Annotated in this window: 22 protein-coding genes; 16 read left to right on the top strand and 6 right to left on the bottom strand. The window is 74.8% G+C overall.

Annotation, left to right across the window (positions count from 1 at the left end; genetic code table 11):
* Nucleotides 1-174 precede the first annotated feature (174 nt).
* Complete coding sequence (locus CNO22_RS09240; RefSeq protein WP_100499087.1) at nucleotides 175-492, bottom strand: type II toxin-antitoxin system VapB family antitoxin; 318 nt, start codon at nucleotides 490-492, stop codon at nucleotides 175-177.
* Between the two features lie 242 nt (nucleotides 493-734).
* Here CNO22_RS09240 and hrcA point away from each other — a divergent pair, with 242 nt between their 5' ends.
* Genes hrcA through CNO22_RS09255 form a run of 3 tightly spaced genes read left to right on the top strand, consistent with a single transcriptional unit; the run spans nucleotide 735 to nucleotide 3662 of the window.
* Nucleotides 735-1757, top strand: a complete 1023-nt coding sequence (gene hrcA, locus CNO22_RS09245; protein WP_100499088.1) for a heat-inducible transcriptional repressor HrcA — start codon at nucleotides 735-737, stop codon at nucleotides 1755-1757.
* Nucleotides 1758-1773: 16 nt separating this feature from the next.
* Nucleotides 1774-2898 (top strand): molecular chaperone DnaJ, encoded by a 1125-nt coding sequence (gene dnaJ / locus CNO22_RS09250; RefSeq protein WP_100499089.1) that lies wholly within the window; start codon nucleotides 1774-1776, stop codon nucleotides 2896-2898.
* On the top strand, nucleotides 2895-3662 hold the full coding sequence (locus CNO22_RS09255) for a 16S rRNA (uracil(1498)-N(3))-methyltransferase (RefSeq protein WP_100499090.1): 768 nt from the start codon (nucleotides 2895-2897) through the stop codon (nucleotides 3660-3662). The genes dnaJ and CNO22_RS09255 overlap by 4 nt, the downstream gene beginning before the upstream one ends.
* A gap of 291 nt (nucleotides 3663-3953) precedes the next feature.
* Here CNO22_RS09255 and CNO22_RS09260 read toward each other — a convergent pair whose 3' ends face one another.
* The 3 genes from CNO22_RS09260 to CNO22_RS09270 form a co-directional block, all read right to left on the bottom strand.
* The gene (locus tag CNO22_RS09260) at nucleotides 3954-5567 is read right to left on the bottom strand and encodes a PhnE/PtxC family ABC transporter permease (protein ID WP_100499091.1); all 1614 of its coding nucleotides are present in this window, start codon (nucleotides 5565-5567) and stop codon (nucleotides 3954-3956) included.
* A 73-nt stretch (nucleotides 5568-5640) separates the two neighbouring features.
* The gene (locus tag CNO22_RS09265; RefSeq protein WP_269799579.1) at nucleotides 5641-6354 is read right to left on the bottom strand and encodes a phosphonate ABC transporter ATP-binding protein; all 714 of its coding nucleotides are present in this window, start codon (nucleotides 6352-6354) and stop codon (nucleotides 5641-5643) included.
* A gap of 29 nt (nucleotides 6355-6383) precedes the next feature.
* Complete coding sequence (locus CNO22_RS09270; protein WP_100499093.1) at nucleotides 6384-7316, bottom strand: putative selenate ABC transporter substrate-binding protein; 933 nt, start codon at nucleotides 7314-7316, stop codon at nucleotides 6384-6386.
* Between the two features lie 164 nt (nucleotides 7317-7480).
* Here CNO22_RS09270 and CNO22_RS09275 point away from each other — a divergent pair, with 164 nt between their 5' ends.
* Nucleotides 7481-7840, top strand: a complete 360-nt coding sequence (locus CNO22_RS09275; protein ID WP_232806914.1) for a histidine triad nucleotide-binding protein — start codon at nucleotides 7481-7483, stop codon at nucleotides 7838-7840.
* A 13-nt stretch (nucleotides 7841-7853) separates the two neighbouring features.
* Here the strand turns inward: CNO22_RS09275 and CNO22_RS09280 are convergent, their stop codons facing one another.
* Nucleotides 7854-8369, bottom strand: a complete 516-nt coding sequence (locus CNO22_RS09280) for a TspO/MBR family protein (protein WP_198588203.1) — start codon at nucleotides 8367-8369, stop codon at nucleotides 7854-7856.
* Here CNO22_RS09280 and CNO22_RS09285 point away from each other — a divergent pair.
* The 6 genes from CNO22_RS09285 to CNO22_RS09310 all read left to right on the top strand — a co-directional run bounded on the left by CNO22_RS09285 (nucleotide 8368) and on the right by CNO22_RS09310 (nucleotide 12936).
* Entirely contained in the window at nucleotides 8368-9201 is an 834-nt protein-coding gene (locus CNO22_RS09285; RefSeq protein ID WP_100499094.1) for an enoyl-CoA hydratase/isomerase family protein, read from the top strand. The two genes, CNO22_RS09280 and CNO22_RS09285, sit on opposite strands and share 2 nt — an antisense overlap.
* 92 nt (nucleotides 9202-9293) lie before the next feature.
* Nucleotides 9294-10436 carry a PhoH family protein gene (locus tag CNO22_RS09290; protein ID WP_232806915.1) on the top strand — a complete coding sequence of 381 codons (1143 nt, stop codon included), beginning with the start codon at nucleotides 9294-9296 and terminating at the stop codon, nucleotides 10434-10436.
* 5 nt (nucleotides 10437-10441) lie between these two features.
* Nucleotides 10442-10945, top strand: coding sequence for an rRNA maturation RNase YbeY (ybeY, locus tag CNO22_RS09295; protein WP_100499095.1), 504 nt, complete (start codon nucleotides 10442-10444; stop codon nucleotides 10943-10945).
* Nucleotides 10942-12381 (top strand): hemolysin family protein, encoded by a 1440-nt coding sequence (locus tag CNO22_RS09300; protein WP_100499096.1) that lies wholly within the window; start codon nucleotides 10942-10944, stop codon nucleotides 12379-12381. The genes ybeY and CNO22_RS09300 overlap by 4 nt, the downstream gene beginning before the upstream one ends.
* Nucleotides 12382-12387: 6 nt before the next feature.
* Nucleotides 12388-12720, top strand: a complete 333-nt coding sequence (locus tag CNO22_RS09305) for a cytidine deaminase (protein WP_100499097.1) — start codon at nucleotides 12388-12390, stop codon at nucleotides 12718-12720.
* A gap of 15 nt (nucleotides 12721-12735) precedes the next feature.
* Complete coding sequence (locus tag CNO22_RS09310) at nucleotides 12736-12936, top strand: hypothetical protein (RefSeq protein WP_100499098.1); 201 nt, start codon at nucleotides 12736-12738, stop codon at nucleotides 12934-12936.
* A 107-nt stretch (nucleotides 12937-13043) separates the two neighbouring features.
* On the opposite strand, the gene CNO22_RS09315 is transcribed toward CNO22_RS09310, so the two are convergent.
* Complete coding sequence (locus CNO22_RS09315) at nucleotides 13044-13640, bottom strand: hypothetical protein (RefSeq protein WP_100499099.1); 597 nt, start codon at nucleotides 13638-13640, stop codon at nucleotides 13044-13046.
* A gap of 84 nt (nucleotides 13641-13724) precedes the next feature.
* Here CNO22_RS09315 and era point away from each other — a divergent pair, with 84 nt between their 5' ends.
* The 6 genes from era to CNO22_RS09345 all read left to right on the top strand — a co-directional run bounded on the left by era (nucleotide 13725) and on the right by CNO22_RS09345 (nucleotide 18566).
* Nucleotides 13725-14651 carry a GTPase Era gene (gene era, locus CNO22_RS09320; RefSeq protein ID WP_100499100.1) on the top strand — a complete coding sequence of 309 codons (927 nt, stop codon included), beginning with the start codon at nucleotides 13725-13727 and terminating at the stop codon, nucleotides 14649-14651.
* A 1-nt stretch (nucleotide 14652) separates the two neighbouring features.
* Nucleotides 14653-15444: a DNA repair protein RecO gene (gene recO / locus CNO22_RS09325; RefSeq protein ID WP_100499101.1), complete on the top strand. Its 792-nt coding sequence runs from the start codon at nucleotides 14653-14655 to the stop codon at nucleotides 15442-15444.
* The gene (locus CNO22_RS09330) at nucleotides 15434-16198 is read left to right on the top strand and encodes an isoprenyl transferase (protein ID WP_100499102.1); all 765 of its coding nucleotides are present in this window, start codon (nucleotides 15434-15436) and stop codon (nucleotides 16196-16198) included. The genes recO and CNO22_RS09330 overlap by 11 nt, the downstream gene beginning before the upstream one ends.
* Nucleotides 16198-16491 carry an antibiotic biosynthesis monooxygenase family protein gene (locus CNO22_RS09335; protein ID WP_100499103.1) on the top strand — a complete coding sequence of 98 codons (294 nt, stop codon included), beginning with the start codon at nucleotides 16198-16200 and terminating at the stop codon, nucleotides 16489-16491. Before CNO22_RS09330 ends, CNO22_RS09335 begins: the two co-directional genes overlap by 1 nt.
* A gap of 62 nt (nucleotides 16492-16553) precedes the next feature.
* A complete protein-coding gene (locus CNO22_RS09340; RefSeq protein WP_100499104.1) occupies nucleotides 16554-16997 on the top strand; it encodes a hypothetical protein in 444 nt (147 codons plus the stop codon).
* Nucleotides 16998-17162: 165 nt separating this feature from the next.
* Entirely contained in the window at nucleotides 17163-18566 is a 1404-nt protein-coding gene (locus tag CNO22_RS09345) for a glycine--tRNA ligase (RefSeq protein ID WP_269799580.1), read from the top strand.
* Nucleotides 18567-18655 lie beyond the last annotated feature (89 nt).

Below are 18655 nucleotides of genomic sequence, written 5' to 3' on the forward strand. Positions count from 1 at the left end.
CGGATGTGTATAAGGGACAGCCCTGCGCCCCGCCCCTCGCAAGCTCGCGGTGGGGCCCTGCAGGGCCCCACCGCGAGCTTGCGAGGGGCGGGGCGCAGGGGGTCCTTCGACGAGGGGTGAGGAGGATGGGGTCCTTCTCCTGCAGGAGGACCGCCCTGCTCCCGCCAGAGGCCGTCAGCCGCGGATGGCGGGGATGAGCGCGTCGAGGTCGAGCACCCGCACGTGGATGACGTTGCGCTGCTGGAGGGCGGCCCGCAGTGCGCGGTGCAGCCCGTCCTCGAGGTAGAGCTCGCCCTTCCACTGGACGGCGTGCGGGAACAGGTCGCCGTAGAAGGTGGAGTCGTCGGCCAGCAGGGTGTCCAGCGCCAGCTCGCGTTTGGTGGTGGTCAACGAGTCCAGCCGGATCTGGCGCGGCGGGATCATCGCCCAGTCCCGGGTCGACAGTCCGTGGTCGGGATAGGGCCGGCCGTTCCGGACCGCCTTGAAGATCAGGGGACCGACCTCCGCTCTGCGCCGCCCGGTGCGGGCACTGGACCGCCGTCCAGCCTATCGGCCACCACCCGCGGGCGGCGCCGCGTGCCCTCGCCGGCTGCGCGCCCGGACCGCCGTCCCGACGTATGCTGATCTGGCACTCTGTCCGCGCGAGTGCCAGCGCCCGCGACCCGCCGTCCGGGCGCCGGGGGCTCCGGGAGGAGCGCCGCCCGACGCGTCGACCGGTACGGGGAGGTGTCACCGTGGCGCACGACGAGCGCCGCCTGCAGGTCCTGCGGGCGATCGTCCAGGACTACGTCTCGACCAACGACCCGGTGGGCAGCAAGGCCCTCGCCGAACGGCACGACCTCGGCGTCTCGCCGGCCACCATCCGCAACGACATGGCCGTGCTCGAGGAGCAGGGCTACATCACCCAGCCGCACACCAGCGCCGGCCGGGTGCCCACCGACAAGGGGTACCGGCTCTTCGTCGACCGGCTCTCGGCGGTCAAGCCGCTGTCGGTGGCCGAGAAGCGGGCCATCGAGCGGTTCCTCGACGGCGCGGTCGACCTGCACGACATCCTCAGCCGGACCGTGCGGCTGCTCGCCCAGCTGACCCACCAGGTCGCCGTCATGCAGTACCCGACGCTCTCGCGCAGCGCCGTCCGCCACCTCGAGGTGGTGCAGGTGGCCACGACCCGGCTGCTGCTGGTGCTGATCACCGACACCGGCCGGGTGGAGCAGCGGCTGGTCGAGTGCCCGGTGGACGTCGACCGCGACGACGTCGCCGAGCTGCGCGCGCTGCTCAACCAGACCTTCGCCGGGGCCAGGCTGGTCGACGCCGCCGGCCTGGTGCCCGACCTGCTCGAGACCGCGCCGCCGCACCTGCGCCGGCTGGTCGCCGCCATCGGCGCCGTCCTGGTCGAGACGCTGGTGGAGCCGGGGGAGGACCGCCTCGTCGTCGGCGGGACGGCGAACCTCGCGCGGGTCGCGGTCGACTTCCCCGGCAGCCTGCGCCCGCTGCTGGAGGCGCTGGAAGAACAGGTCGTCGTCCTGCGGTTGATCAGCGAGGTGGACACCGGGGGCGCCGTGCTCGTGCGGATCGGCGAGGAGAACGCCCACGAGGCGCTCTCCGGCGCGTCGGTCGTGTCCGTGGGGTATGGCTCGGGTGACCGCGCCCTCGGCGGGCTCGGCATCGTCGGCCCCACCCGGATGGACTACCCGACCAACATGGCCGCGGTGCGTGCCGTGGCCCGCTACGTCGGCCAGATCCTGGCCGAGAGCTGAGGTAAGAGACTTCTCGATGGCAACCGACTACTACGGCGTGCTGGGCCTGGCCCGCGGAGCCTCCGACACCGACATCAAGAAGGCCTATCGGCGGCTGGCCCGGGACCTGCACCCGGACGTCAACCCCGATCCCGAGGCCAAGGAGCGCTTCCAGGAGGTCAGCCGCGCCTACCAGGCCCTGACCGACCCGGAGAAGCGCCGCATCGTCGACCTCGGCGGTGACCCGTTCGACAGCGGCGCGGGCGCCGGTGCCGGCGGGTTCGGCACCGCCGGCTTCGGCGGGCTCGGCGACATCATGGACGCCTTCTTCGGCGGCGGGGCGACCGCGCGCGGCCCGCGCAGCCGGGTCCGCGCCGGCGGTGACGCGCTCATCCGGCTCGACCTGGACCTCGACGAGACGGTGTTCGGCACCACCAAGGACATCACCGTCGACACCGCCGTCCTCTGCGACGCGTGCACCGGCGCGGGCACCGCGCCCGGCACCCACCCGACCACCTGCACCACCTGCTCGGGCCGCGGCGAGGTGCAGAGCGTGCAGCGCTCGTTCCTCGGCCAGGTCGTCTCCAGCCGCCCCTGCCCGACCTGCGCCGGCACCGGCCAGGTCATCCCCGAGCCCTGCCCCAAGTGCGGCGGCGAGGGGCGCGTGCGGGCCCGGCGGACCATCCCGGTCAAGGTCCCCGCCGGCGTCGAGGACGGCATGCGCATCCGACTCACCGGCCACGGCGAGGTCGGCCCCGGCGGTGGGCCCGCCGGCGACCTGTACGTGGAGATCGCCGAGCGGCCGCACGACGTCTTCACCCGGGACGGCGAGGACCTGCACTGCCGGGTCACCCTGCCCATGACGGCCGCCGCGCTCGGCACGACCCTGACCCTCGAGACGCTCGACGGCCGGGAGGAGGTGGACATCCGGCCGGGCACCCAGTCGGGCAGTGTGCTCACGCTGCGCGCCAAGGGCGCCCCGCGGCTGCGCGCCACCGGCCGCGGCAACCTGATGGTGCACGTGGAGGTCGAGACGCCGACCCGCCTGGACGCCGAGCAGGAGAAGCTGCTGCGCGAGCTGGCCGCGCTGCGCGGCGAGGACCGCCCGGCCGCCGCCGGCGCCGAGGGCCACGGCGGGCTCTTCTCCCGGCTGTTCAAGTGAGTCCCGTCCCCACCGACGACCGGCTGCCGGAGCTCGACGGGGCGCCGCTGTTCCTGCTCGACGAGCTGCCCGACGCCGCCGAGCTGCTCGTCGGCGGCGCCGAGGGCCGGCACGCCGTCGACGTGCTGCGGCTGACGCCGGGCGAGCGGGTGCGCGTCGGCGACGGGCGCGGCACCGTCGCCGAGGGCGAGGTGGTCGCCGCCGGGCCGCAGGGCCTGCGGGTGCGGGTCTCCGCTCGCCACGAGGTGCCGCCGCCGGACCTGGAGCTGGTGCTGGTGCAGGCCCTGCCGAAGGGCGAGCGGGGTCCGCTGGCCGTCGAGCTGGCCACCGAGCTCGGCGTCGACCGGATCGTGCCCTGGGCGGCCTCCCGCTGCGTGACCCGCTGGCGGGAGGACCGGGCGGCCAAGGGCGTCGCCAAGTGGCGTGCCGCGGCCCGGGCGGCCAGCAAGCAGTCCCGCCGTCCGCGCGTGCCCGAGGTGACCGACGTGCTGACCACCCGCCAGGTGTGCGGTGCGCTCGCCGACGTCGATCTGGCGCTGGTGCTGCACGAGCAGGCCCGCCACCCGATGGCCCGCGTCGACCTGCCGACACGGGGCTCGGTCGCGGTGGTCGTCGGTCCGGAGGGCGGGCTCAGCGACGGCGAGGTGGTCGCGCTGACCGCCGCCGGCGCCCGCCCGGTGCGGCTGGGCCCGGAGGTGCTGCGCACCTCGACCGCCGGCGCCGCCGCCCTCGCCGCCCTGTCGGTGCGCACCCGCTGGGCGTGACGCGATGACATCGTCGGCCTACCGGCCGACACCGCGGCCAGGTGACGTGCCCGACCGGCGTTGAGCCGCTGCCCGTGTCCCGGTCGGGGACCCTCCGGGCCCCGCGACCGGTCCACCCCGGTCGGATGCCGTCCCCGGCGTCGACGGACCACGCGCCTTCGTCGCTTGTGACGCGTTGTGCGGCGTCACAGGCGCACACGCGGCGGGTCGGGTATCCGGGCCGACCTCGCCGTCGAGTCGCCGTCCTCGCGCTGCAGCACGAGGACGGCGACCGCGCGGTGCGACCGGTGCTCAGCGCAGGGCGGCGCGGGCGCGGTCGCTGACCAGGTCGACCACCCAGGTGAGGACGACGACCGCCGCGAGCACCGTCGTCACCGCCGCCCAGTCGAACGTCGCCAGCTCCGAGGCCAGCAGCGCACCGAGGCCGCCGGCGCCCAGGAGGCCGACCAGCACGGTGTCGCGGATCGCGACCTCCCATCGGTGGAGCGCGTGCACCAGCACCGGCCCGGCCGCGAGGGGCAGCACCCCGTACAGCCACGCCCCCGCCGGCCGGGCGCCGAGCGCGGTGAGCGCCGTCCGCGGCCGGGGGTCGAGCTCCTCGGTCGCCTCCGCCGCCAGCCGGCCGAGCACCCCCAGCGTGTAGACGCCGAGCGCCAGCGCGCCGGGCAGCACCCCGGGCAGCAGCACGAAGAGCAGCACCAGCGCCCACACCGGCGGCGGCACCGCGCGCAGCAGGAGCAGCCCGGCGCGCACCAGCGTCCCCGCGACGCGCCGTCCAGGGGACGAGTCCCCGGCCGGCCGCGCCGCCGGTCCGGCCAGCAGCACCGCACCCGGCAGCGCGACGGCGAGCGCGATGACCGACATCTGCACCGTGTCCACGGCCAGCGCGCCGATGGTGCGCAGCAGGTCGCCGTCGGTGGCGGGGGGCCAGGCCGCGGCCAGCACGGAGCCCAGCTGCGCGACCGTGCGCTCCGACACCAGCGCCGCCGGCGCCAGCGCGAGGTACCAGCACGACCACCCGACCAGGACGACGGTGCCGACGACGGCCGCGGTGAGCACCGGGTCCCGGCGGGCGGACGGCGGCGGTGCGGCCAGCCGCCGGCGCACCGCCCGCCCGGCGACCTCGGCGAGCAGGCAGAGCAGCGCCAGCGCGTAGACGGCGCTCCACACCTCCTCCCAGCGCAGCGACGCGAACGACAGCGCCAGCTGGTAGCCCAGCCCGCCGGCGCCGACCATCCCGAGGACGACGGCCGAGCGGACGGCGCACTCGAGCCGGTAGAAGGCGTGGGAGAGCAGCCCGCCCGCGGCCGGCGGCAGCAGTCCGTAGAGCGCGGCCGCCGTCCGGCCGGCCCCCGCCGCCCGCAGCGCCCGGTACGCCCCGCGCGGCACCTCGTCGACCAGGTCGGCGACGACCTTGGCGGTCACCGCGCCGTACGGCAGCCCGATCGCCAGCACGCCCACCCACGGGTCCAGGCCGAGCAGGGTGACCAGCAGCAGCCCCCACACGGCCTCGTGCAGCCCCCGGGGGACGGCGAGCAGCCCCCGGGCGGCCAGCCAGCCGGCGCGGCGCCGTCCCCAGGTGGTGCGCGAGACGAGCAGCGCCCCGACGGCGCCCAGCGCGAGCGCCAGCGCGGTGCCGGCCGCGGCGTAGGCGACGGTGACCAGCGCCGAGCGGGCGAGCAGGCCGAGGAACGCCGCGTCGATCGCCGGGTCCAGCGCCGCGGCGGCGAACCGGCCGAACTGCGCCGTCCCCCCGGGGTTGAGCACGTCGGCGCCGAACAGCCCGGCGCCGGCCAGCGACCAGACCAGCACCGCGGCCGCACCCAGGCCCCAGGCCCAGCGGCGCCGGTCCCGCCGCAGCGGCGGAGTGGCCGGCCGGGTCGGGCGGTCGAGGAGCAGGGTCACGGCGCTTCCTCGCTGACGCTCGTCAGCGCCGTGCCGTGGGGTGCTCTGCCATCGCGTGACCTCGCAAGCTCGGTCACGTCGCCGCCCCGTAGAGCCCGGCCAGGTCGGCGGCCGACAGCGCGGCCACCGGTGCGTCGAGGACCACCCGCCCGCCGGCGAGGCCGACCACCCGGTCGCAGTGCCGCCGCACCAGCCCGGGGTCGTGCAGCGCCACGAGCAGCGCGCCGCCGCGGGCCGTGGCCAGCTCGCCCAGCAGCGTCAGCGCCCGGTCGGCGAGGACCGGGTCGAGGGCGGACGCCGGTTCGTCGGCCAGCACGAGGTCCGGCTGCTGCACCAGCAGCCGCGCGATCGCCACCCGCTGCCGCTGGCCGCCGGAGAGCCGCTCGGTGCGCTCGAAGGCGCGGTCGGCCAGGCCCACTTCGTCCAGCGCGGCGAGCGCCTCCGGCAGGCCCTGCGGGTGCACCAGCGACCAGGCTGCCCGGGCCGCTGACCAGTCCGCCAGCCGGCCGGCGTTCACGTTGTGCACCACGCGCAGCCGGCCGACCAGCTCCAGCGCCTGGTGCACCGTGCCCACCCGCGCCCAGAGGCGGCGCCGGTCCCGCCCGGACAGCGCCGCGGGGTCGGCCCCGAGCACCCGCACGGCGCCGGAGGTGGGCGGCACCGAGCCGTTGGCCAGCGCGAGCAGCGTGGACTTGCCCGCCCCGGAGGCGCCGACGAGGGCGACCCGCTCGCCGGGGGAGACCTCCAGGTCGACCCCGGCCAGCGCCGTCGTCCCGCCGTACCGCACCGTGACGTCGTCCAGCCGCAGGACGGCGCTCAGCTGACCAACCCCAGATCGCGGCCGATCTCCTCGATCCGGTCGTGGTCCGAGGCCCGCGCCGGGACGAACGCGCTCGCGCCGAAGAGCTCCAGCACCGGGTCGCCCGGCGGCAGGCCGGTGAAGAAGTCGGCCAGCCGGTCGCGGAGGTCGGGGACGCCGGTCCGCGCAGCGGCCTGCGGGCCCAGCAGCCAGTGGTAGTCGGCGTACGGCGGGCTCTCGGCGTAGCGCACGACCGCCGGGTCGACCGCCCCCTCCTCGGTGCGGGACCGCCAGACCTGCGAGTTGAGCACCCCGGCCTGGTAGCTGCCGGAGGCGACCAGCGCGAGCGTCGCGTCGTGCGAGCCGGAGAAGCCGGGGCCGCCGGGGAAGCCCTGCGGGTCGACGCCGGCCTCGCGCAGGAACCAGGCGGGCATCAGCCGGCCCGACGTCGAGGTCTCGCTGCCGTAGGTGAACCGCAGCGGGGCCAGCGCGGTCAGGTCGTCGGACGGCGCGAGCCCGGTGCCGGTGTTGACCACGAACACCGAGGTGAAGGCCCGGTCGATGTCGCGCTGGGCGACCGGTTCGGCGCCGGGGGTCTGCAGCCGGGCCTGGACGCCGGTGAGTCCGCCGAACCAGACCAGGTCGAGGTCGCCGGTGCGGAAGAGGGAGACGGCGGCGGCGTAGTCGGTGACCGGCGTGTACTCGACCTCGAGGTCGAGCGCTCCCGAGACGGCGTCGGCGACCGTGCCGTGGAGGCGCTGCAGGACGTCGGGGTCCTGGTCGGGGACGGCGCCGACGTGCAGTGCCGCCGGGGAGGAGGCCGCCGAGCGGCCGCAGCCGGTCACCGCGGCGGCGAGGGCGGCGCCGGCACCGGCCAGCAGGGCGCGGCGGGAGAGCGGGGGGAGCAGGGCATCGGGGCCACCCGACCGGGCGACGCGGCGGGAGCTCACTACGTCCGCGCGTGGGGGACGGGCACGGGACACCTCCGGGGAGAGCGACGGGTACCCGCCATCCTGACCCACTCGGGTGGCACGCGTTCCCGCGGGAACGTCGTCAAGTCGCTCGACTTGCGCACGCTCCCGCGGGGACGTCGACGGACGTCTAGGGTCGGCCCGTGACCGACTGCCTGTTCTGCCGGATGGTGACCGGGGAGATCCCGGCCGACGTCGTGCACGAGACCGATCGGACGCTGGCCTTCCGGGACATCAACCCGCAGGCGCCCACCCACGTGCTCGTCGTGCCCAAGGACCACCACCCCACGGCGGCCGCACTGGCGCAGGCCGACCCCGACCTGCTCAGCGCCGTCGTGCGCGCGGCGGGAGCGGTCGCCGTCCAGGAGGGCCTGGCCACGGAGGACGGCGTCGAGCCCGGCTACCGGGTCGTCACCAACACCGGCCCCGCGGCCGGGCAGACGGTGCACCACGTGCACCTGCACGTCCTGGGCGGGCGCGACCTGCGGTGGCCGCCCGGCTGAGCGGCGGTCCCGCTCAGCCCGGGTTGCGGCGGGTGATGGCTCCGCTGAGCGCCGCGGCGAACGACGTCCACGCCGCGTAGGGCACCAGCGCGGCGCCGGCCCGCCGGTCGACCGCCCACGAGCGCCGGGCGAGGTCGGCGGTCGACGCGGCCAGCAGCACGGCCTCGGCGGTGGCGGCCGCGGGTCGCCGGGCGCGGAAGAACGCCCACGTCCAGCCAGCGTTCAGCGTCAGGTTGGCCAGGTGGGCCCGCAGGTAGTCGGGCCGAGCCCGCCCGCCGGACGCGGCGAGCGACCGGCCGCCGGCGAGGGCGAGCAGGGCGTACAGCGCCGTCCACACCGGCCCGAAGGCCGACGCCGGCGGCTGCCACGGCGGCTTGTCCAGCGTGCGGTACCAGCGGTGCCCGTCGCCGTGCCGATCCCGCCGAGGACGGCGGTGGCCGTGACGGCGGCCGAGGTCAGGGCGTAGGGGGAGCGGTCGGTCATGCGGCCCCGCGTACCCGGCTCCGGCGTCTGCCAGGCTGCCGGGCATGACCGACACCACGACCAGCGAGACGACCCCGGTGCGCATCGAACGGGACGGCGACGTCGCCGTCGTCGTCCTGGAGCACCCGCCGCTGAACCTCTTCGACGCCTCGGTGTTCGACGCGATCGAGCAGGTCGCCGACGAGCTGGTCCGGCTCACCGACCCGGCCGACCCGGCGCGGGCCCGGGCGGTGCTGGTGGAGGCGCGCGGCAGGGTCGTCTCCGGCGGCGTCGACGTCACGGTGTTCCGCGACATCGCCGAGGGCCCCGAGCCCGCCGAGCGCGGCGCCGACCTGTGGCGGCGGCTGCTGCGGGTGGCGCAGACGTTCGAGGACCTCCCGGTGCCCACCGTCTTCGCCGCGCACGGGCTGACCCTCACCGCAGCCTTCGAGCTGGCGCTGGCCTGCGACGTCCTGCTGGCCGCGGAGAAGGCGTCCTTCGGGCTGGTCGAGATCGTCGTCGGGCTGACCCCGTCGATGGGCGGGCCGCAGCGGCTGGCCGAGCGGGCCGGGTCCGCGCGGGCCAAGGAGTTCGTCTTCACCGGCGAGCGCTACCCGGCCGCTGTCCTCGAGCGGTGGAACGTGGTCAACCGGGTGCTGCCCGACGAGGGCTTCGCCGAGGCCGCGCGCGCCTACGCCCACCAGGTCGCGGCCGGCCCGACCGTTGCCCACGCGGCCACCAAGCAGCTGGTCACCACCGCCGTCCGGCAGGGGGCGCGGGCCGCGGACGACCTGGTCCCCGACGTGTCCGGTGCGCTCTTCGCCACCGAGGACCTGCGCGGCGCGGTCGCCTCCTTCCTCACCGACGGACCCGGGAAGGCGACCTACTCGGGCAGGTGAGCAGCTGTCCGGGCGGCGGTTCCGGTGCTGCGCGCGCGGGTAGACTCGAGAGGTCCGCACCTCCTCTCGCAGGAAGGCAGGGTCGAGGGTTCTTGCCCGACTCCTCCCCGAACGTCCCCGTGCCCGGCGCGCTCACGTCCCGTGAGGCCTCGGCGCAGGCTGCAGCCGCTGACGGCCACCCCGGACAACCCGGCCTGGGGGACGCCGCCCCGGCCACCGTCCGGACCACCATCACCGTCCCCGACTCCGTCCCGATGGTCTCGCTGCTCGGCTCCGGCGACGAGCTGTTGCGCCTGGTCGAGAACGAGGTCGACACCGACGTCCACGTGCGCGGCAACGAGATCGCGGTGACCGGCCAGCCGGCCGACAACGCCTTCGCCGTCGCAGTGTTCGACGAGCTGATCGCGCTGCTCGGCACCGGCCAGGTGCTGCGCCCGGACTCGGTGCGCCGGGTCATCGGGATGCTGCGCGCCGGCGGGTCCGAGCGGCCGGCCGACGTCCTCAGCCTCGACATCATCAGCCGCCGCGGGCGCACGATCCGGCCCAAGACGCTGAACCAGAAGCGCTACGTCGACGCCATCGACGCGCACACCATCGTCTTCGGCATCGGCCCCGCCGGTACGGGCAAGACCTACCTGGCGATGGCCAAGGCCGTGCAGGCGCTGCAGACCAAGCAGGTCAACCGGATCATCCTCACCCGCCCGGCCGTGGAGGCCGGCGAGCGGCTCGGGTACCTCCCCGGCACGCTCAGCGAGAAGATCGACCCGTACCTGCGGCCGCTGTACGACGCGCTGCACGACATGGTCGACCCGGAGTCGATCCCGCGACTGATGCAGTCCGGCACCATCGAGGTCGCGCCGCTGGCCTACATGCGCGGCCGCACGCTCAACGACGCGTTCGTCATCCTCGACGAGGCGCAGAACACCACCGCCGAGCAGATGAAGATGTTCCTCACCCGGCTCGGCTTCGGCTCCAAGATCGTGGTCACCGGTGACGTCACCCAGGTCGACCTGCCCGGCGGCGCGCAGAGCGGGCTGCGGATCGTGCGGGAGATCCTCGACGGCATCGAGGACGTGCACTTCGCCAACCTGACCAGCTCCGACGTCGTCCGTCACCGCCTGGTCGGCGACATCGTCGACGCCTACGAGCGCTGGGACGCCAGCCACAAGCAGGACCGCCCGGCCCCGGCCCAGCAGCCGGTGCGCCCGTCGCGGCCGCGCCGCCAGGGGAGCTGACCGCCGTGCCCGTCGAGGTCGCCAACGAGTCTGAGATCGCCGTCGACGAGTCCTCCCTCGCCGCCATCTGCACGTACGTGCTGGGCGAGATGGGCGTGAACCCGATGGCCGAGCTGTCGGTGCTCTGCGTCGACCCGGACTACATGAGCACGCTGCACGAGCGCTGGATGGGGGAGAAGGGGCCGACCGACGTCCTCGCCTTCCCGATGGACGAGCTGGACACCGGCCGTCCCGACGAGCCCGACCCCGGTCCGGCCCTGCTCGGGGACGTCGTCCTGTGCCCCTCGGTGGCCATCAAGCAGGCCCGCGCGGCCGGCCACACGATGGACGACGAGCTGATCCTGCTCGCCACGCACGGCGTCCTGCACCTCCTCGGCTACGACCACATGGAGCCCGAGGAGGAGAAGGAGATGTTCGGGCTGCAGACCAAGCTGCTCGACGGCTGGCGCGCCGCCCCGCGGGCCCCGATGACCGGTGAGGTCGTCGACCGGGGGCCGGTCAACCGATGACCTCCGGCGAGATCACCCTGCTGGTGATCGCCGTCTGCCTGATCCCCCTCGCCGGCCTGTTCGGCGCGATGGACGCCGCGCTGCAGCGGGTGTCCAAGGCGCGCGTGGACGAGATGCGCCGGGACGGCGTCAAGCGGGCCGGCGTGCTCTCCGACGTCGTCGCCGAGCGGGCCCGGCACGTGGCGCTGCTGCTCCTGCTGCGGATCCTCTGCGAGATGGTCGCCGCCGTCGTGCTCGCGGTCGTCCTCTACCGGATCTGGGGCGGCGGCTGGCAGCCGGTGCTCGCCGCGGCCGGGGTGATGACCGTCGTCAGCTACGTGCTGGTCGGCGTGGGCCCGCGCACGCTGGGCCGCCAACACGCCTACGGCACCGCGCTCGCCGGCGCCGGCGTCGTCCGGCTGCTGGGCCGGGTGCTCGGGCCGGTCGCGACGCTGCTCATCCTGGTCGGCAACGCGATCACCCCCGGGCGCGGCTTCCGCGACGGACCGTTCTCCTCCGAGGTCGAGCTGCGCGAGCTGGTCGACATGGCCGAGGAGCGCGGCGTCGTCGAGTCCGGCGAGCGCAACATGATCCACTCGGTGTTCGAGCTCGGCGACACCATCGCCCGCGAGGTCATGGTCCCGCGTACCGACGTCGTCTGGATCGAGCGGAACAAGTCCCTCCGGCAGGCCCTCGCGCTGGCCCTGCGCAGCGGCTTCAGTCGCATCCCCGTCATCGGCGAGAACGTCGACGACGTCGTCGGGGTCATCTACCTCAAGGACCTCATCCGCCGGACCCAGGGCGGGCAGGACGCCAGGAACGACGTGCGGGTCGAGGAGCTGATGCGCCCGCCGACGTTCGTGCCGGAGTCCAAGCCGGTGGACGAGCTGCTGCGGGACATGCAGGCCCAGCGCATCCACATCGCGATCGTCGTCGACGAGTACGGCGGTTTCGCCGGCCTGGTGACCATCGAGGACATCCTCGAGGAGATCGTCGGCGAGATCGCCGACGAGCACGACCGCTTTCAGCGCCCACCGGTCGAGCAGCTGCCCGACGGCTCCGTGCGGATCACCGCCCGGCTGCCGGTCGAGGACCTCGCCGCCCTCTTCGACGTCGAGCTGCCCGAGGACGACGACGTCGAGACCGTCGGCGGGCTGCTCGCCCGCGAGCTGGGCGTGGTGCCGATCGAGGGGTCGCAGGCCCGGGTCGCCGGCCTCGAGCTGGTCGCCGAGAGCACCGGCGGACGGCGCAACCGGATCGACACCATCCTCGTCCGCCGGGCGCCCGAGGAGGAGGCCGAGCCTCGCGAGGTCGAGGAGCCGCAGGCGCAGGGGGCCACCGCGTCCGCGTCCGGGGCCACCGCGACCGGAGCCACCGCGTCCGGGGCCACGGCGTCGGGGGCCACGGCGTCGGGCGCCACCCGAGTCGAGGAGCCGGCCGGCGCCGTGGAAAGGTGACTCCGCGTGAGTGACCTGGACCCCGAGGACGCCAAGCTCGTGACCCTGGCCCGCTCCGCGCGCGGCCGCACCGGCGCCCCGGAGGGCGCGGCGGTGCGCGACACCGACGGCCGCACCTACCTCGCCGCCACCGTCGCCCTGCCGTCGCTGCAGTTGTCCGCGCTGCAGGCCGCAGTCGCCGCCGCCGTCTCCAGTGGGGTCCAGGGCCTGGAGGCAGCCGCCGTCGTCTCGGCCGCCGACGGCGTCGAGGAGGCCGGCCTGGCCGCCGTCCACGACCTCACCCCGTCCGCTCCGGTGTACCTCGCCGGCCCGGACGGCGCTCTGCGCACCACCGTCTGACCTACGCTCGCGGCTGTGCCCGCCGTCGAAGTAGTCCTGGGCATCACGGTGCTGTTGATGCCGTGGGTGGCACTCTCGGTCGTGGAGATGGACCGGGTCGACGCCACCGGCGAGGCCGGCAGCGCCTTCAGCGAGGTCGGCCGGCTGGTCGGTGCGGTCGCTGCGGCAGTCGCGGCGAGCCTGCTGGTGGTGCGCCCGCGCGACGTCCGTGCGTAGCCGCCGGCCATGGGCTGCGCAGGTGTGTTCTCCGCCGTCGTCCGCCCTTGCCCACACGTGTGGGCAGGGGCGGAGGTTCGCCGGGACGTCCTGGTGGTCGGCCCGGCTCAGCCCAGCGGCCGGCCGAGCGCCTCGGCGAACGCCTCCGGGTCACGGACGCGCGTCGTGAACGCCTGCTCCGTCGTGCCGTCGTCCGACAGGTGCCGGACGCCGAGCGGCGTCCGCCCCGGCCACCAGCCCCCGCGCCGGGCGGGTCTCGGCCAGTCCGCCGGCGGAGTGCCGCGGCGCACCTCCAGGACCTGGCTGGTGCCGAGCACGTGTCGGGACGACGCCCCGAGCAGGCCGGCCACGTCGGAGGAGATCCCGGTGTCCGAGACGGTCAGCCGGGTCGTCGACAGCACCAGGACGGCCAGCCCGGCGAGCACGGCGACCGGCGCCTCCCCGGCCACGGTCGACGGTCCACCGACCCAGGCAGCGGTGCCGAGCCAGGCCGCGACGACGGCCAGCACCGTGACCACCAGCCACGGCCGCGCCGGGTCGTACTGCCAGTAGCGCAGCGGTGCGGGGATCACCGTGGCCGAGCGTCGTGCGCCGCGTGCGGGGGAGAAGCGGTACGCCTCGACCTGCACCAGGTGCCGCTGGCGCTCCCGCGCCGCCCGCACCGCCGTCGACTCGTCCGGCTCGCCCCGTCTCCGCCCCGCCACACGCCCGATCCTCCCAGCCATCCTCCGGCGGTTTCCGCGGAAACCGCCGGGAGGTGACGGGGGGTGTCAGCCGTGGGTGGGAGGATGGACGACGTGACACCGCCGGACCAGCCGCCGTACCGGAGCGGTTTCGCCTGTCTGGTGGGCCGCCCCAACGCCGGCAAGACCACGCTGACCAACGCCCTGGTCGGCGAGAAGGTCGGCATCGTCAGCAACCGCCCGCAGACCACTCGCCACGCCATCCGTGGCGTCGTCCACCGGCCGGGCGGGCAGCTCGTGCTGGTCGACACCCCCGGTCTGCACAAGCCCAAGAGCCTGCTGGGCCGCCGGCTCAACGACGTCGTCCGCGACACCCTGTCCGAGGTAGACGTCGTCGTCTTCTGCGTGCCGGCCGACCAGCCCGTCGGCACCGGCGACCGGTTCATCGCCCGCCAGCTGCGCGAGGTGAAGGCGCCGGTCGTCGTGGTGGTGACCAAGACCGACGCTGCGTCGAAGAAGCAGGTCGCCGAGCAGCTGCTCGCCGCCAGCCAGCTGGTCGAGGCCGCCGAGGTCGTGCCGGTCAGCGCGGTGCGCGGCGACCAGGTCGAGCTGCTGGAGGACCTGCTCGTCGGCCTGCTGCCGGAGGGCCCGCCGCTCTACCCGGAGGAGCAGACCACCGACGAGGACGTCGAGCGGCAGATCGCCGAGCTGGTCCGCGAGGCCGCCCTGGAGAAGGTGTTCCAGGAGGTGCCGCACTCCCTCGCCGTGACCATCGAGGAGATGACCCGCCGTCCCGACCCCAAGCGGGACGGCGGCGAGCTGGTCGAGGTCCACGCGCTGCTGCACTGCGAGCGCCCCAGCCAGAAGCCGATGCTGCTCGGCAGGGGCGGGTCGGTCATCAAGGCGATCGGCAGCGAGGCCCGGCCCGGCATCGAGGCGCTGCTCGGTGCGCGGGTGCACCTCGACCTGCACGTGACGGTGCTCGGCGAGTGGCAGGACGACCCGAAGAAGCTGAACAGGCTCGGGTACTGACGTGAGCACCACGCCGAAGTCGCTGTACCGCGACGAGGGCGTCGTCCTGCGCACCCAGAAACTGGGTGAGGCCGACCGCATCGTCACGGTGCTCACCCGCCGGCACGGCAAGGTCCGCGCGGTGGCCAAGGGCGTGCGCCGCACCAAGAGCAAGTTCGGCGCCCGGCTGGAGCCGTTCAGCCACGTCGACCTGCAGCTCTACACCGGCCGCACGCTCGACATCGTCAGCCAGGCCGAGTCGATCCGCTCCTACGGGCAGCCGATCGTCGCCGACTACCCGGCCTACACCGCCGGCACCGCGGTGCTCGAGACCGCCGACCGGCTCACCGCCGAGGAGAAGGAGCCCTCGCTGCGTCTGTTCCTCCTCGTCATCGGGGCGCTGCGGGCGTTGTCCGAGCGCACCCACCCGGCGCCGCTGGTGCTCGACGCCTTCCTGCTCCGCGCCATGTCGGTCGCCGGGTGGGAACCGGCGCTGGGCGGCTGCGCCCGCTGCGGCGAGGAAGGCCCGCACCGGCACTTCTCGGTGCCCGCCGGCGGCATGGTGTGCCCGCCCTGCCGGCCGACCGGCTCGGCGATGCCCAACCCGGCCACCATCGAGCTGCTCGACGCGCTGCTCACCGGCGACTGGGACGCCGCGGAGGCCAGCCAGAACGCCAACCGCCGCGAGGGCAGCGGGCTGGTCGCCGCCCTGCTGCAGTGGCACCTGGAGCGCGGGCTGCGCTCACTGCCGCTGGTCGACCGGTCCGATCCGACGGCGCCGCGCCGGGAAGCAGGTCTGCTGAGTGAGGCGTGAGGTCAAGGCCCCGAACCCGCACCCCTCGGGCGCCCGTCCGCCACAGCTGCCGCCGGACAAGGTGCCCGGCCACGTCGCGATCGTGATGGACGGCAACGGCCGCTGGGCCAAGCAGCGCGGGCTGCCGCGCACCGCCGGGCACGAGGCGGGGGAGTCCTCGCTGTTCGACTGCGTCGAGGGCGCCATCGAGCTGGGCGTCAAGGCGATCAGCGCCTACGCGTTCTCCACCGAGAACTGGCGGCGCAGCCCGGAGGAGGTCCGCTTCCTCATGGGCTTCAACCGCGACGTCATCCGCCGCCGCCGCGACGAGATGCACGAGCTCGGGGTGCAGGTGCGCTGGGCCGGCCGGCGTCCGCGGCTGTGGCGCAGCGTCATCAAGGAGCTCGAGGTCGCCGAGGAGCTGACCCGCGACAACGACGTCCTCACGCTGACGATGTGCGTCAACTACGGCGGCCGGGCCGAGATCGCCGACGCCGCCGCGGCGATCGCCCGCGAGGTCGCCGCCGGCCGGCTCGACCCGGGCAAGGTCGACGAGGCCACGGTCGTCCGGTTCCTCGACGAACCGGACATGCCCGACGTCGACCTGTTCGTGCGCAGCTCGGGGGAGAACCGCACCAGCAACTTCCTGCTCTGGCAGTCGGCCTACGCCGAGTTCGTCTTCCTCGACACGCTCTGGCCGGACTTCGACCGCCGGCACCTGTGGGCCGCCTGCGAGGAGTACGCCTCACGGCAGCGCCGTTTCGGCAGCGCCTGATGTTCGCGGTGACCCGGCTACGGGTGCCCGAGGCCGACGGGAACGGGTTCGCCGCCGCCGTCGACGACCTGCTCGCCGCGCTGGCCGCCCGCCCCGGCTTCCGGGACGGCGAGCTCGGCCGCTGCACCGACGACGACGGACTCTGGGCGCTGGTCACCCGGTGGAACGGCGTCGGCGCCTACCGCCGGGCGCTCTCGGCCGCCGAGGTGAAGCTCGCCGGGGCGCCGGTGTGGGTGTACGCGCTCGACGAGCCGGGCGTGTACGTGCCCGAGGAGGGGGCGCCGCAGGGGTGATCCCGGGTCGGCGTGGGCACCCCCTGTGCAGGCCCGGGCCCCGACCACGGAGGACGTGCGCGATGAGCGAGCCCATGAGGAACGACGCCGGGGCGGCGGCACCCCCGCCGTCCGCCGACCCCACCGTGCGGGTCGAGCGGCCCCCGATACCCGGCCGCGCGGTGCGCGCTCAGCTCGCGGCGGGTGAGATCGCTGCGCCTCCCGTCCGTCAGGACGAGCCGACCGTGTCCCTCGACGCCCCGGTACCGGCCGCCCCGCACGGCACGCTGAAGTTCGACGGTCCACCGCCGATCCCCGCCACCCCGGACCCCGAGCCCGTGCGCCGGCGCCGGCGCACCTGGCCGTGGATCCTCGCCGTGGTGCTCGCGCTCGTCGTGCTCGGCGCGGTCCTGCTGGTCATGCTGTGGCGGGGCGCGACGATCGACGGCGACGTCGACCTCGTCGGCGCGCGCCTCGCGGTGCCCGGCGACCTCGTCGGGTGGTCCGGCGGGGCGGCGCCGCGCTGACCTCCACCGCGCTGACCTCCACCGCTGCCCCGCACCGTGGGCAGGGGGCAAGGTCCCGGGGAGCAGGGCGAGCGGCCCGACCGGGCGGCGGGGGAGCGGGCGAGCGGCGGCAACTACCGTGGACAGGTCAACCCGCCGACCGCCAGCCGGATGGAGCCCCCCGCCGTGAGCGCCAGCACCGCCAAGCACGACCCCGCCCGCCTCGACAAGGTGGTGAACCTCTGCAAGCGCCGGGGGTTCGTCTTCCCGTCGGGCGAGATCTACGGCGGCACCCGCTCCGCCTGGGACTACGGCCCCCTGGGCACCGAGCTCAAGGAGAACATCAAGCGGCAGTGGTGGCGCACCGTCGTCCAGAGCCGGGACGACATCGTCGGCCTGGACTCCTCGGTGATCCTGCCGCGGCAGACCTGGGTGGCATCGGGTCACGTCGGCGTCTTCACCGACCCGCTGACCGAGTGCCAGAACTGCCACAAGCGCTTCCGGGCCGACCACCTCGAGGAGGACTACGAGGCGAGGAAGGGCCGGGCGCCGGAGAACGGGCTGGCCGACATCGCCTGCCCGAACTGCGGCACGAAGGGCGCGTGGACCGAGCCGCGCGACTTCAACATGATGCTCAAGACCTACCTCGGCCCGGTCGAGGACGAGTCCGGCCTGCACTACCTGCGCCCGGAGACCGCCCAGGGCATCTTCGTGAACTTCGCCAACGTGATGGGGGCGGCCCGGAAGAAGCCGCCGTTCGGCATCGGCCAGATCGGCAAGTCGTTCCGCAACGAGATCACCCCCGGCAACTTCATCTTCCGCACCCGCGAGTTCGAGCAGATGGAGATGGAGTTCTTCGTCGAGCCCGGCACCGACGAGCAGTGGCACCAGTACTGGATCGACGAGCGCACCCGCTGGTACACCGACCTCGGCATCTCCCCGGAGAACCTGCGGCACTACGAGCACCCGAAGGAGAAGCTCTCCCACTACTCGACGCGCACCGTCGACATCGAGTACCGCTTCGGCTTCCAGGGCTCAGAGTGGGGCGAGCTCGAGGGCATCGCCAACCGCACCGACTTCGACCTGAAGACGCACTCGGAGCACTCCGGTGCCGACCTCACCTACTTCGACCAGGCCACCAACACCCGGTGGGCGCCGTACGTCATCGAACCGGCAGCCGGTCTCACCCGCTCGCTGATGGCCTTCCTCATCGAGGCCTACACCGAGGACGCGGCGCCCAACGCCAAGGGCGGCGTCGACACCCGCACGGTGCTGCGGCTGGACCCGCGGCTGGCGCCGGTCAAGGCCGCCGTCCTGCCGCTGTCGCGCAACGCCGACCTGTCGCCCAAGGCCCGCGACCTGGCCACGAAGCTCCGGCAGAACTGGAACGTCGACTTCGACGACGCCGGCGCGATCGGTCGCCGGTACCGGCGGCAGGACGAGATCGGGACGCCGTTCTGCCTCACCGTCGACTTCGACACCCTCGAGGACGACGCGGTGACCGTCCGGGAGCGCGACTCGATGAGCCAGGAGCGCGTCGGCCTGGACCAGGTCGAGATCTACCTCAAGACCCGACTGCCCGTCTGCTGAGGAATCCGGGCGGCCGTCCCCGTGCGGACGGCCGCCCGGATCCGCTGCCCCACGAGCGAGCAGTTGTGGTCGCCGACACGACGGGACAC

Source organism: Geodermatophilus chilensis (assembly GCF_002802985.1).
In the GTDB taxonomy this organism is placed as follows: domain Bacteria; phylum Actinomycetota; class Actinomycetes; order Mycobacteriales; family Geodermatophilaceae; genus Geodermatophilus; species Geodermatophilus chilensis.

Bases quoted from the DNA above. Each gene is read 5' to 3' on its own strand.
- dnaJ (WP_100499089.1), top strand. From the start codon at position 1,774: ATGGCAACCGACTACTACGGCGTGCTGGGCCTGGCCCGCGGAGCCTCC.
- CNO22_RS09285 (WP_100499094.1), top strand. From the start codon at position 8,368: ATGACCGACACCACGACCAGCGAGACGACCCCGGTGCGCATCGAACGG.
- CNO22_RS09280 (WP_198588203.1), bottom strand. From the start codon at position 8,369: ATGCCCGGCAGCCTGGCAGACGCCGGAGCCGGGTACGCGGGGCCGCAT.
- CNO22_RS09300 (WP_100499096.1), top strand. From the start codon at position 10,942: ATGACCTCCGGCGAGATCACCCTGCTGGTGATCGCCGTCTGCCTGATC.
- era (WP_100499100.1), top strand. From the start codon at position 13,725: ATGGACGACGTGACACCGCCGGACCAGCCGCCGTACCGGAGCGGTTTC.
- CNO22_RS09335 (WP_100499103.1), top strand. From the start codon at position 16,198: ATGTTCGCGGTGACCCGGCTACGGGTGCCCGAGGCCGACGGGAACGGG.
- CNO22_RS09340 (WP_100499104.1), top strand. From the start codon at position 16,554: ATGAGCGAGCCCATGAGGAACGACGCCGGGGCGGCGGCACCCCCGCCG.